We start from the raw sequence: 12,687 nt of genomic DNA, 5'->3' as shown, positions 1-12,687 counted from the left end.
GGACGATGAAAGCACTGATTGTAATCGATTTTACACGTGATTTTGTGACAGGTTCGTTGCCTGTAGGCCAGCCTGCTGTGGAGATTGAGGAGACGATTGCAGCGATAACGGAGGTTTATTGCAATAACAAGCATGAGGTTGTTATGGCTGTGGATTTACATGAAGAGAATGATCCTTACCATCCGGAAACGGCTCTTTTTCCGCACCATAACATCAGGGGTACGGAGGGAAGACAACTTTACGGTCGTCTGGCTCAGGTTATGGAAGAACGGGAATCCCAGATTCGCTGGATGGATAAAACAAGATACAGCGCATTCTGCGGTACAGATCTGGAACTGCGGCTGCGTGAACGTGGAATAACAGACATTGCACTGATCGGTGTATGTACAGATATTTGCGTACTGCACACAGCAGTGGATGCTTATAATAAAGGTTTTCACATAACGGTATATGAAGACGCCGTGGCGAGCTTCAATCAAGCAGGACATGATTGGGCGCTTGGACATTTTCGTGCAAGCCTTGGGGCTCAGGTGGTCAAAGCGAGCGATACCGTTCTCGCAGGCTTGAACCTATAAACGAACCTGTGATTATATCCATCATATTCTGTTGGTTGAACAAGTGTTATGTTGCAGGGGAATATGGTGAATAGGAATAAACCGGAGACTTATGCAATGGTACGTAACCATAATCATGAATCATGTGCAATAAGTCTCCACATGTTGACCCGTGTAAGCAGGCAGAGCCTGCCGGCACAAGCGGAAGTCAGAGAGGATGAGACAAATGCAGACGACTAGCCTGGCTTTACATACGGATAAATATCAAATCAATATGATGTACGCCCATTGGGTGAATGGAACTCACAAACGGAAAGCGGTGTTTGAAGCCTATTTCCGCAAGCTTCCTTTTGGCAATGGATATGCCGTTTTTGCCGGATTGGAACGTATTGTGAATTATATCAGCCAGCTTCGTTTTACGATGGAGGACATCAAATATTTATCCAAACAAGAGGAAAATTACGATCCGGTTTTTCTGGAAGAGTTGCTCCAGTTTTCATTTCAGGGGACGATTCATTCCATGAAGGAAGGCGCGCTTGTTTTCCCTGATGAACCGCTCATTCGGGTAGAAGGCTCCATTATGGAGACACAACTGGTGGAGACGGCGATACTTAACTTCATGAATTATCAGACGTTAATTGCAACCAAGGCTTCCCGGATCAAACAGGTGGCAAGTCAGGACACTCTGCTCGAATTCGGAACACGGCGTGCACAGGAAGCGGATGCGGCCATTTGGGGGGCGCGTGCCTCTTATGTGGCAGGATTCCATGCAACGTCTAATATGCTGGCTGGAGAACGCTTTGGAATTCCGACAGCAGGGACACATGCCCATTCTTGGGTGCAGAGTTTTATGAGTGAGCAGGAGGCGTTTGACGTCTATGCAAAGGTGCTGCCAGATCAAGTGACACTACTGGTGGATACCTTTGATACATTGAACAGTGGTGTTCCTCATGCAATCAAGACCGCCAAGAAGCTGGAGAGCCAAGGCAAAAAGATGAACGCCATTCGTCTGGATAGCGGGGACCTTGCGTATCTATCTATTCAAGCTCGGCAGATGCTGGATGACGCCGGACTGGATTACGTGAAGATTGTAGCTTCCAACGACTTGGATGAAAATACGATTTTCAACCTTAAGGCGCAAGGAGCTCGCATCGATACATGGGGGGTAGGTACACAGCTAATTACCGCTTCCGACCAGCCTTCTTTGGGTGGCGTGTACAAATTGGTGGAGCGCGAAGTGGATGGTGCCATGCTGCCTACGATCAAAATTTCAGCGAATCCCGAAAAAGTCTCCACACCAGGTAAAAAAGAAGTCTTCCGGATCATTGATCCGAAACATGGCAAGGCGATTGCAGATTATATCTGCTATCCAGGAGAAGAGCAGCCGCTACAGGGAGGGCCGCTCAAGCTGTTCAACCCGCTACACCCTTATCTGAAAAAGACGGTAACCCGCTACGAAGCAGTGAACATGCTGGAACCGATCTTTGTGAATGGGCGCAAAGTGTATGAATTGCCTACTCTGGATGAGATTCGCAGTTATCACCGTGAGCAGATGGATCTCTTCTGGCCGGAATATCTGCGTAAACTCAATCCTGAGATTTACCGCGTAAATATCAGTCCTGCGGCCTGGAATATGAAGCAGAAGCTCATTGCTGAACACGTGCAATCCACCGAAGAATAAATCAAATAAAAGGGCATAACCGGAAGCAAGTAGGCCGGGTTATGCCTTTTTGGTTTCCTTTTTACTGCTAATTGTCCCACATGACGAATGACTGTGTGTGAAATATCATGGACGCACAGTCCATGAACTGAGGTATACTGTACCTTCAAAGGACACAGGTTCATAAGGGAAATAAACCAATTATTTCTCGGGAAAGCGCAGGAGACGTCAAATGCTGCATCTTTCCGAGCCTGCCTTTCGACAGGATCCGTTTCAGTGGCTGTTTCAATTGCACATTAGCCGGGGATGAATGAAAGAGGAGGTGCAACGCAACCATGAGATGGATTTTGGCACTGACCTGGCTGGCCTTCATTGCGTATGCCTGGATTTGGGCACCTGGGCAGCCTCTTGGGAGTGACCCTGTGTTTAAAGAGCTGGTTACACTGCAAAGCAAGGAACCCTGGCTGCTAACCGTATTTTCGTGGCTTGGGATTTTTCCGGCCATTTTTGCTTGCCTGCTGTTAAGGAGGTCAGGGAAAGCGAGAGGATCTCGTGTACCTGCTTGGCCCTTTGTATTGCTGTCTTTTGGATTGGGAGCCTTTGCGCTGCTGCCTTATTTTGCGTGGTTCTCGCAAACACACAGAGGTTCGGGGTACGAACAACTGTCTTTTGCCAGGCAGCGTGAATCAGGTATCGGACGTGTGGCAGCTCATAAGCTGACCCATATGGTTCTTTTGCTGCTTACACTGGGAACAGGCTTCTATGCAGTGACTCAAGGTAATCCTGATGTATATATGGAAGCGTTCAGAGAGTCTTCCTTTGTACATATTATGACGATTGATTTCGTCATCCTGACTTTGCTTTCCGTGATCGCATTGTTCAGGGATGCTTCTCTCAATCGTCGTTCTTGTGGGTGGGCCGTTGCAGGGTTGATCCCATTGATAGGCCCTCTCATTTATTTAATGACAGCCCGGAGAGATTGAGTTTGACGGAGGCCGCCCTTATACTTGTTTAACTGAAGGCGAACAATTCATGATATGAATAGAAAAATATGTAAATCTTAATTAAGGAGAGGGTAACGAATGAAGAATACTTTTCCAGCCTATGTCGTGCGTAAAGAAGAACAGGGCGGCGTGAAGGCTGCTATGGAGCAGTTGACGAAAGAAGACTTGCCTAATGGTGACGTAACCCTACAGGTTCAATACTCAAGCGTCAATTTTAAAGATGGACTCGCCACAACAGAAAAGGGCGGTGTGGTTCGTGAATATCCGATCGTACCGGGAATTGATCTCGCAGGGATTGTAGAGGAATCCGTGAGTGGCCGATTTGCACCGGGGGATCGGGTGATCAGCACAGGCTTCGAGCCAGGCGTGTCTCATTTTGGAGGGTATAGTCAATATGCGCGTCTGCGCAGCGAATGGCTTGTTCCTCTGCCGCATGGACTGAGTGAGAAGGAAGCGATGGCGATTGGAACGGCAGGGTTCACGGCAGCACTTTCGGTAGATGCTTTGTTGCGGGCTGGAGTGACTCCGGAGATGGGCAATATTCTGGTGACGGGAGCTACCGGAGGAGTAGGCAGTATGGCGGTGGCTATTTTGTCGAAGTTGGGATTTGAAGTGACAGCAAGTACAGGCAAAAAAGATCAACAAGAGCAGCTGCTTCGGAATCTGGGTGCCTCACATGTCATTTCACGCGAAGAAGCGGACGCGCCAGCCAAAGGAGCAATGGGCAAACAGCTCTGGTCAGGTGTAATTGATCCTGCAGCAGGTCCGGCACTGGCCGAGCGTCTGAAACAGATTCAATACGGAGGCGCTGTTGCCGTATCAGGCTTAACCGGAGGGGCTGCGTTCGAGTCCACCGTATTTCCGTTTATTTTGCGGGGGATTCAATTGATTGGGATTGATTCTGTCTATTGCCCGATGGAACGGCGGGAACGGATATGGAAACTACTTGGCGGAGAATGGAAGCCTGATCGGGCACTGGAACTGGGGATTCAGGAGATCTCATGGGCACAACTGCCTCAGACACTGGAAACGATCCTCAAGGGCGGTGCTGTAGGTCGTACTGTAGTTAATACGATGTCGGTTACGCCTGCCGAATAAGATTCTTTTCTCCTAGACATGCTAACTCTACCTGAGAGCGTCACCGTGCATGTGGCGGGAAAGGAAGGATGAGTATGCGTGTTAACGGAAAAGGATTGCATTATAGATCTGGACGTGTAAAGTCTGTGCTGGTCAGTATGGTCGTGGTGCTATGTACAATATCGGTAGTAGCGTGTTCAGCATCGAATGTTGAGCAGGAACGAAAAATATATACTCGACAGGCGACGGATGAGGGAATTGTTCGGGCAAAGAGTCAAGGTCACGGGTTAAATGGTCCATTAATTCAGGAGCTGGATGAAGCTTTTGCTGCAAAAGGCATAAAGTTGATGAATAATATGTCTGCGGATGATGGTGAGGACGGCATATCTTACATGTACTTGCTGAATGGAAGTGGCAGACATATTGTAAAAGTCCACATTTTCAGTGATGCCCCTACAAGAGTAGCCCGGATGAACGAAATGTACGGTAATGATGGCAATGAGGCTGTGATGGAAAATGTACTTGGCAAAACAACGATTCGCAGCAAAGACTACGTGTCACTGGTCTATACGGCTTCAGGTGGAGAAAAGGACGATTATGAAGAAGACGTTATGCAAGTATTCCAGCATGTGCTTGAGCAACTGAAGTAATCGACTCCACTAAAATAAATCCGATAAACCCGTCTGATTATTCAGACGGGTTTATATATTTCACGCATGACATGCCTCAGCTCAGGCAAAATAAGTTTTTCCATTGCCAGTTTGACAGCTCCCTTGGAACCTGGCATGGAGAATACGGCTGTACGCCCAATCGTTCCGGCTACCGCTCGGCTTAGAATGGCAGCAGAACCGATATCCTCGGTATAGCTGAGGAAGCGGAAGATTTCTCCAAACCCCGGCAGCTCCTTATCGAGTAGTGAAGACACTGCCTCGTATGTTGTATCTCGGGGTGCAATTCCGGTCCCTCCGCTGAGCAGCACCGCTTCGATATCGTCACGAACGGCTGCATCCTGCAGGATGCTTCGAATGGTTTCAGTTTCATCCGGTGTAATGATATATTCGACGATCTGGTAGCCTGAATCGGTCAGCAGCTTATGCATAAGTTGTCCGCTTGTATCAGTGTCCTTCGTGCGGGTATCTGATACGGTTACAATCATACAGGATACCGTGTCAGGGGCTTCCTGACGATGTTGTTCCACTGAATTGGTCATAATACATCCTCCTCCAATCAACATGTTCTCATAGCATAGACCATTCAGTAGAATGAGGCAATGGACTTGCAAATAGAAGGCCAGGATTGCGCAAAGATTGCAGGATAGTGTACACTCGCTAGGATAGAGATAGATCAGTTCCATTGGACAAATAGAGAGGTGAACAACGATGAGTGAATTAAAAACAAATGAATCATCCATACCTGTATATATATTGTCAGGCTTCTTGGGCAGTGGTAAAACGACACTGCTTGTTCAACTGATTGAACATTGGCAGCAACAAGGTCTCCGGCCCGCAGTGGTCATGAATGAATTGGGTGAAGTCAATCTGGATGGTCAGATTGTGGATGCATCCGTGCCCATGACGGAAATGTTAGGAGGATGCATTTGCTGTACCGTACGCGGTGACTTGGGGCTGCAGCTTGCTGATCTTGTGCAGGAGGAATCGCCTGATGTCATTATCATCGAAGCAACGGGAGCAGCAAACCCGATGGAGATTCTGGATGCAGTAACGGAAACATCCCTCTATATGCGACTGGAATTGAGAAGCCTGATTACTGTAGTAGATGCCGCGCATCTGTCAGGGCTGTACCAGGAGCAGAAGGGACAAACCTTCAAGCTGATGCAGGAGCAGATTCGCTGTGCGTCTGTACTTCTCCTGAACAAAACGGACCGGGTGAATCAGCAGCAGCTTGCAGATCTGCAGGATCTGTTGGCACGCTGGAACGGTTTCGCTCCGGTACTGCCTACGGTGAAGTGTGAAGTCGATATGGATGTGCTGCTTCGTAGTGGAGACAATGTGCATGCCTATCAATCTGTTGAGGAAACGAGTAAACACGCGGAGAAGCAACATCACGTGCATTCCGAGGCTTGCGTAGAGCATGGATGCAGCCATGATCATGGACATGAACATCATGAGCATGTGGATCATGATCACGAAGAACATCAACATTCTCAGGGAAATGACCATGAACATCCTCATGATCACAACCATAGACATAATCATCCCCATGCTTCGCATGAGCATGTCATGGTATATACACACTATTTCACCCAGCCGGTGAACAGTGAGGCCTTCGAGCGTTTGATAGCTGAGTTACCACGCGATGTGTATCGGGCAAAAGGGATTTTATCCTTTAGCGATACGTCCAGCCGGTTTTGGTTCCAATATGCTTACCGGGAATCGGATTATATGAAGATTACGCCTCAGGGGGATGTGCCTAACGTAGCTGTGTTTATAGGAGAACATTTCGATCAGTCGGTTATTCGCAACCAGTTGCTGGAATTAGAGGCAGCAAATCAGGTTTAATGATTCAAGGTTCCTCCAGACGGGGTATTAAGAAGCATAGCAAACTTAGTCTGGGAGGTAACTTTAAATGACACAACAACAATATCAACAATGTATCGATGCTTGCCTGGAGTGTATGAATGCTTGCAACGTATGTTACATATCGAGCTTGAAAGAATATGATCTGGCAATGCTGCGTGATTGCATTCGTTTGGATCGGGAATGTGCAGAAATCTGCAGTTTTGCTGCTCAAGCCATGACACGCGGAAGTGATTTCATCGCCGAAATTTGCGCACTGTGTGTGAAAGCATGTGAAGCTTGTGCTGCTGAGTGTGGCAAACATCAACATGATCACTGCCAGGCTTGCGCAGAAGCTTGCCGCAAATGTGCAGAGGCTTGCCGCATGATGGCCGCAGTAGCGTAAATATAACTCCATTGAATTAAATTGAATTGAAAAATAAAAAGCCTGGGCAATCTGCAAAGATGCTTGGCTAATCCCCTCACAAAAGAGAACGTAATAAGACATCCGATAAGATGTACTTCAACGTTTTCTGCTGGAGGGGATTTTTTATCGATACAGTATAGTAACGTCTTTCTCAACCAGATGGCGAGAACCTCTATCGCAAGCAGGCCCTCCATTGGGAAATGCATGTAACAGGTTGCCAAAGCAGAGCTTGATCTGTATAATGATGGCAATGAATTGAAACGATGAATATCCGTGATCGGGAGAGTAGCCAGAATCCATGCATGACAGCGAGCCGGGGCAGGTGGAAGCCGGTATGACATGACCTGAGTGAAGCGCACCCGTGAGATGGTTGTCCGAAGGCATGTTTACATCCTTGAGAGGGTGCAGAGCATGGACTAGAGGGCAATCCGGTAGGCGGCCGTTAATCGCACCGAGCGGAGCGGGCAGTGAACGTACTATAGATGTACATTTACAACCTGCTCACCTAGAGTGGTACCGCGGGAACTGTGAAGATCAGCTCTCGTCTCTGATATAGAGACGAGGGCTTTTTTTGTTTTCTATAGCATGTCTAAATTCGATAATGACTAGGAGTGTTCGAGATGTTGATGAATCAGGCAGCAGCACATATTGCTCCGTTAACGGGATTGAAGCAAGACGAGGTGTTGAGATTACTGGAGGTTCCACCACAGGCGGTGATGGGAGATGCAGCGTTTCCCTGCTTTATTCTGGCCAAGTCGTTGAAAAAAGCACCCGCGGTTATCGCCATGGATATCGCTGCTGAATTACAGACCGTTGGGCTGGATGCTTCAGCAGCAGGACCTTATGTGAATATACGCTTCAATCGGGAAGATTTGGCGCCGAAGCTGCTGCATGAACTGGGACTTAAAACATTTGGCAAGCTGCAGCTGGGGGCAGGTGCACGTGTGGTGATCGACATGTCATCGCCTAACATTGCCAAGCCATTCGGAATTGGTCATCTGCGCTCCACTGTAATTGGGGCAGCATTGTATCGTTTATATAATGAGGCAGGCTATACTTCGGTCAGTGTGAATCATCTGGGGGATTGGGGAACACAATTCGGTAAACAGATTGCAGCCTACAAACGTTGGGGTAATGATAAAGCGCTACAGGCTGAGCCGATTCGTACATCTTTGGAGCTGTATGTGCGTTTTCACGATGAGGCGGAGAGCGATCCATCTCTGGAGATCGAGGCACGAAATTGGTTCCGCAAGCTGGAGCAAGGGGATGAAGAGGCACAGCGGTTGTGGACCTTTTTTGTAGAAGTGAGCATGAAAGAATTCAACCGGATGTATGAGCGTCTGAATGTACAGTTTGACCATACGCTGGGTGAGAGCTTTTATAACGACAAGATGGGTGCAATAGTTGAAGAACTGAAAGCCAAAGGATTGCTCGAAGAGAGCGAAGGCGCATTGGTGGTACGTTTGGAGGAGGAGAATATGCCACCTTGCCTGATTATCAAAACCGATGGAACAACCATCTACCCAACACGGGATCTGGCAACAGCCGTTTATCGTCATGATGTGATGAAGGCGGATAAAATGCTGTATGTAGTCGGGGGGGAGCAGAAGCTTCATTTCCGTCAGGTATTTGCGGTATTATCCCGGATGGGGTATGCGTGGTCTGAGATTTGTGAACATATTCCGTTTGGCTTGATGCGTTTCGAAGGACGGAAGATGTCTACCCGCCGGGGGAAAGTTGTCTTTTTGCAGGAGGTACTGGACGAGGCGGTCGCTCGGGCATTACAGATAATTCAGGAGAAAAATCCGGATCTGCCGAATTCGCAAGAGGTTGCGGAAGCGGTTGGTGTAGGTGCGATTGTATTCGGAGATCTGCGCAATAACCGGTTGAATGACGTCGATTTCTCGCTCGAAGATGCGGTGAGCTTTGAAGGCGAGACAGGGCCCTATGTGCAATACACACATGCTCGGATTAACAGTGTGCTTGCGAAGGCAGTAGAGGCAGAAAGCGTGGAAAAAGAAAATCAATTAGAGAATGTTCGTAGCAGTAGTAGTAACAATGCTGGGGCAAACTCAGATAACAAGTCGGTCAGGGTCGGTGACACTTCATGGGCATTGCTGAAACTGCTGGCGGATTATCCGCAGTATCTGGAAAAAGCAATTCATCGTAACGAGCCTTCGATCATTGCCAAGTATGCGATAGATGTTGCCCAAGCGTTCAACCGCTTTTACCATGCGGAACGGATTGCGGATGCGCCGGCTGACGTCAAACCCTTCCGGGTGGCGTTAACAGAGCGTACGGCGGAGCGTCTTGCCTACAGCCTATATTTACTGGGCGTTCAGGCTCCTGAACGGATGTGATTCTATGGGATGGAGGACAAGTAGATTCTTCGATAAAGCAGGAAAAACAGCAGCAGGCTCAAACGGACGAATCATATCGCTACAACAGGTGAACAAACGACTTGGGGATGTGCAGGTATTGAATGATATCAATCTGGAAGTAGGTCAGGGGGAGTGCATCGTCCTGGTAGGCAGGAATGGCTCAGGCAAAAGCACATTGCTGCGTGTGCTGGCGGGTATGTTACTGCCTGACTCAGGCTCGCTGTGCAAGTCCAGGCATGGGCGGATTATGTATGCACTGGATGGACTGTCACGCCTGCCCTTCACATCAAGAGAGTACCTGTGGGAAATGGGACGTATTCGTGGCATGCGACCTGAGGTATTGCGTCAACGGATAGGCGAATTAAGTGAGCTGTTATTCGTGGGCGCGGCGCTGGATCAGAACCTGCCTCAGTTATCCAAAGGTACTTTGCAGAAGGTGAATTTGATTCAGGCTTTGCTGCCTGGACCTGATGGGTTATTGCTGCTTGATGAACCATTGTCCGGTCTGGACGTTCCGGCACAGGAAGCAATTGTAGCTTTGCTCAGACAGTGGAAACAGGAAGGAAGCCGGATTGTTACAGCTTGCCATGAGCCATTGCTAATTGAACGTCTCGCGGATCAGGTCATCGTGTTACAGAAGGGAACGGTGCTGCGTCGCTGGAGTCAGGAAGATTTGCAGCAAGTTGCTGAACCCACTGTGAGTATTCTAAGTATGATGGAAGGGCTGGAACAATCCGTTATCGATGCGCTGCTTGTTGAACAACCAGGAATTATTACATGCCATCGCAGCATGGTTCATCAGAACTATGGTCGAGAAGTGTGGGATTGGAAGGTGTCACGCAGTTCGGCAGATCGGATTATTGGAATGATTCTGGCAGCTGGCGGTTCGATTGTGTCTGTTCAGCCGGAAGAGAGCCGATTAAATATGGAAGGGTTGATGGAGGGGCGGCACCCAGGTGAGGCTATAAGCAGGGAAGTTGCTGAGAACCTTTCCTCCATATCTACGGCAGGAGGCGACCTCCAATGATCTACTTGACTCGTTATTTGTTAAAACATTACATACGTTCACAGAAATATGTTGCGCCGGTCATCTTTTATATCATTACGATGCTGCTTATCTATTCCTACAAACCTAATCCGGTTGCGGACAGTTATAGCGTTACGGCCATGCTGCTCTTTTTTGGTGCGGCCTGGCTGGGCTTGACGGTAATGAATACGGAACCTGCGGGGCAGTATCAATTGCTTGTTCTGCATGCAGGAAGCAAACGCAAGGTTGTCTTCGCACAATTAATTTGTGCGTTGATCATGCAGTTCGGCCTGACTGCAATTACCGTGTTATATCCGGTTGTTACGGGCATGTTTGGAAGGATACCGAGTGCTGGGGAGTGGATCATGGCTTGGGCCGGACATTTGGCGTTGTCGATCCTGGGTCTGGGGCTCAGTGTGTTCTTCCAAAAATCATACATTCCCATGCTGAGCCGCAGCATGCCGCCTTTCATTGTGGTGATGTTATTATCGTTTGTTCAAGGTTCATTAAGCGGACATTTGCCTGAATCCATACAGTGGGTTGTCAAGATTCTTCCTCCGGCCTTTTATCTGGTTCGTGAGATGATGTTATTTGAAGAATCGGAGTTGGGGGCTGTGGTTTTGACGACAGTGTGGGCTGTTCTCTATGCCATAGTTCTACTTATCATTCATGTATGGTTATCGGGAAGAAGGGATATACGGAGTTAGAGGCTATTATTCCGCTTAACTTGAATGTTGGTCCATGTTTCGTTACCATAGAGGGACGTTAGAATGGAATGTATTGTACGGAGATAAAGGGGGCGCTCGCTTATGCAAAATTCAGACATGCAGCAGGGTGACATGCTGGACAGCGAACACTCCAGGGAATTGTTTGCATATTACGGATTGGCTGTATATTATGGACAGGCGCTTGAACAGCAACTGGTCAATCTGATTTTATTAATGAAAATGTCCCAGGGCAAAGTTGTTTCCGAAGAAGATCTGGAAGATCTGTACGAACGGAAGATGAGCAGTTCACTCGGGCAACTCATTCATGAGGTGCGTCATCATTTTACTTTTTCGGAGGAAGAGACTCGTCAGTTGAATGAACTATGGAAGCAGCGTAATAGCATTGTACATCACTATTTCAAGGAACGAATTCATGAGACATTCAGTCCTGAAGGACGATCACGCATGATCAAGGAGCTGGAAGATTTCAAAGACCGTGCACAGGAACTGGAGATTAGTCTTCAGCAGTACACAGGTGCCTGGATTGCAGAGCTGGGGTTGGATGCTGAATCCGCGGCGGCGTTGCAGACACTCGAACGTATGCATGCAGAGAGCATGCACGCCCGGGCACTGGAAGAGGATGAATCACTGTGATGGAAGGCAAGTCCCGGATACGTAAAATAAAAAGCAGACGCTGGCTTGTAATATCCATTACATTGCTCGTGTTGCTTGGGGGTATATGGACGTTAACTACGGCCTCGCTCATCTGGACCTACACCGATGAGGAATCATCCAGACAAAGTGATGTGGCTATAATCCTCGGTGCAGCCGTAGAAGGGGATAACCCTTCACCCGTATTTCGCGAACGTATTGAGCATGCCATTTTATTATATCGCCAGGGGACGATCAGCCATCTGCTCTTTACTGGTGGTTCTGGCAGTGCAGGAGAACGAGCCGAAGCCGAAGTAGGACGAGATTATGCTGTTGCACATGGTGTAGATCCTGCAGATATTCAAATGGAAACAGAGTCAAGAATTACGGAGGAGAATCTGGTGAACTCGCTTAGCGTTGGGAAACAGGCGGGGTTTCACACCTACACCATTGTAAGTGACCCGCTGCACATGAAACGGGCGATGAAGCTCGCTAGTGGACTCGGCATGGATGCTGTTCCGTCCCCAACACGAACGACGGCTTACCAGACCTGGCGAAGCCAATTTCCTTTTCTGGCAAGAGAAACGATATTATATATGGGATATACGGTCAAAGAATGGATAGATGGATAGACAATCCGCAGCAGCACGGAAAGTGACTGGTCTGCGCGATTGTCTTTTTTG

Annotated in this window: 13 protein-coding genes; 12 read left to right on the top strand and 1 reads right to left on the bottom strand. The window is 48.3% G+C overall.

The genetic code is table 11. From position 1 onward, the window contains the following. Positions 1–5 precede the first annotated feature (5 nt). The 5 genes from MHB84_RS01095 to MHB84_RS01075 all read left to right on the top strand — a co-directional run bounded on the left by MHB84_RS01095 (position 6) and on the right by MHB84_RS01075 (position 4,945). The gene (locus MHB84_RS01095) at positions 6–575 is read left to right on the top strand and encodes a cysteine hydrolase family protein (RefSeq protein WP_076289550.1); all 570 of its coding nucleotides are present in this window, start codon (positions 6–8) and stop codon (positions 573–575) included. A gap of 205 nt (positions 576–780) precedes the next feature. Continuing rightward, positions 781–2,235 carry a nicotinate phosphoribosyltransferase gene (locus tag MHB84_RS01090; RefSeq protein WP_063566350.1) on the top strand — a complete coding sequence of 485 codons (1,455 nt, stop codon included), beginning with the start codon at positions 781–783 and terminating at the stop codon, positions 2,233–2,235. Between the two features lie 314 nt (positions 2,236–2,549). Further along, entirely contained in the window at positions 2,550–3,197 is a 648-nt protein-coding gene (locus MHB84_RS01085; protein ID WP_076289551.1) for a hypothetical protein, read from the top strand. 99 nt (positions 3,198–3,296) lie between these two features. Then, positions 3,297–4,316, top strand: coding sequence for an acrylyl-CoA reductase family protein (locus MHB84_RS01080; protein WP_076289552.1), 1,020 nt, complete (start codon positions 3,297–3,299; stop codon positions 4,314–4,316). 68 nt (positions 4,317–4,384) lie between these two features. Further along, a complete protein-coding gene (locus MHB84_RS01075; RefSeq protein WP_341142993.1) occupies positions 4,385–4,945 on the top strand; it encodes a hypothetical protein in 561 nt (186 codons plus the stop codon). 41 nt (positions 4,946–4,986) lie between these two features. On the opposite strand, the gene MHB84_RS01070 is transcribed toward MHB84_RS01075, so the two are convergent. Next, a complete protein-coding gene (locus tag MHB84_RS01070; protein WP_099853702.1) occupies positions 4,987–5,508 on the bottom strand; it encodes a MogA/MoaB family molybdenum cofactor biosynthesis protein in 522 nt (173 codons plus the stop codon). Positions 5,509–5,674: 166 nt separating this feature from the next. On the opposite strand from MHB84_RS01070, the gene MHB84_RS01065 reads away from it, so the two are divergent. The 7 genes from MHB84_RS01065 to MHB84_RS01035 all read left to right on the top strand — a co-directional run bounded on the left by MHB84_RS01065 (position 5,675) and on the right by MHB84_RS01035 (position 12,636). Continuing rightward, positions 5,675–6,814 carry a CobW family GTP-binding protein gene (locus MHB84_RS01065; protein ID WP_076289554.1) on the top strand — a complete coding sequence of 380 codons (1,140 nt, stop codon included), beginning with the start codon at positions 5,675–5,677 and terminating at the stop codon, positions 6,812–6,814. 67 nt (positions 6,815–6,881) lie between these two features. Then, entirely contained in the window at positions 6,882–7,217 is a 336-nt protein-coding gene (locus tag MHB84_RS01060) for a four-helix bundle copper-binding protein (protein ID WP_076289555.1), read from the top strand. A gap of 641 nt (positions 7,218–7,858) precedes the next feature. Next, on the top strand, positions 7,859–9,598 hold the full coding sequence (gene argS / locus MHB84_RS01055) for an arginine--tRNA ligase (protein WP_076289556.1): 1,740 nt from the start codon (positions 7,859–7,861) through the stop codon (positions 9,596–9,598). A 4-nt stretch (positions 9,599–9,602) separates the two neighbouring features. Further along, positions 9,603–10,646 carry an ATP-binding cassette domain-containing protein gene (locus MHB84_RS01050; protein ID WP_076289557.1) on the top strand — a complete coding sequence of 348 codons (1,044 nt, stop codon included), beginning with the start codon at positions 9,603–9,605 and terminating at the stop codon, positions 10,644–10,646. Then, the gene (locus tag MHB84_RS01045; protein ID WP_076289558.1) at positions 10,643–11,353 is read left to right on the top strand and encodes a hypothetical protein; all 711 of its coding nucleotides are present in this window, start codon (positions 10,643–10,645) and stop codon (positions 11,351–11,353) included. Before MHB84_RS01050 ends, MHB84_RS01045 begins: the two co-directional genes overlap by 4 nt. Positions 11,354–11,455: 102 nt before the next feature. After that, positions 11,456–12,007: a hypothetical protein gene (locus MHB84_RS01040; RefSeq protein ID WP_076289559.1), complete on the top strand. Its 552-nt coding sequence runs from the start codon at positions 11,456–11,458 to the stop codon at positions 12,005–12,007. Continuing rightward, complete coding sequence (locus MHB84_RS01035; protein ID WP_076289560.1) at positions 12,007–12,636, top strand: YdcF family protein; 630 nt, start codon at positions 12,007–12,009, stop codon at positions 12,634–12,636. Before MHB84_RS01040 ends, MHB84_RS01035 begins: the two co-directional genes overlap by 1 nt. Positions 12,637–12,687: the final 51 nt, after the last annotated feature.

This window comes from Paenibacillus sp. FSL F4-0087, from assembly GCF_038020215.1.
Lineage (GTDB): Bacteria > Bacillota > Bacilli > Paenibacillales > Paenibacillaceae > Paenibacillus > Paenibacillus taichungensis.
This window is presented reverse-complemented; position numbering and strand designations above follow the sequence as displayed.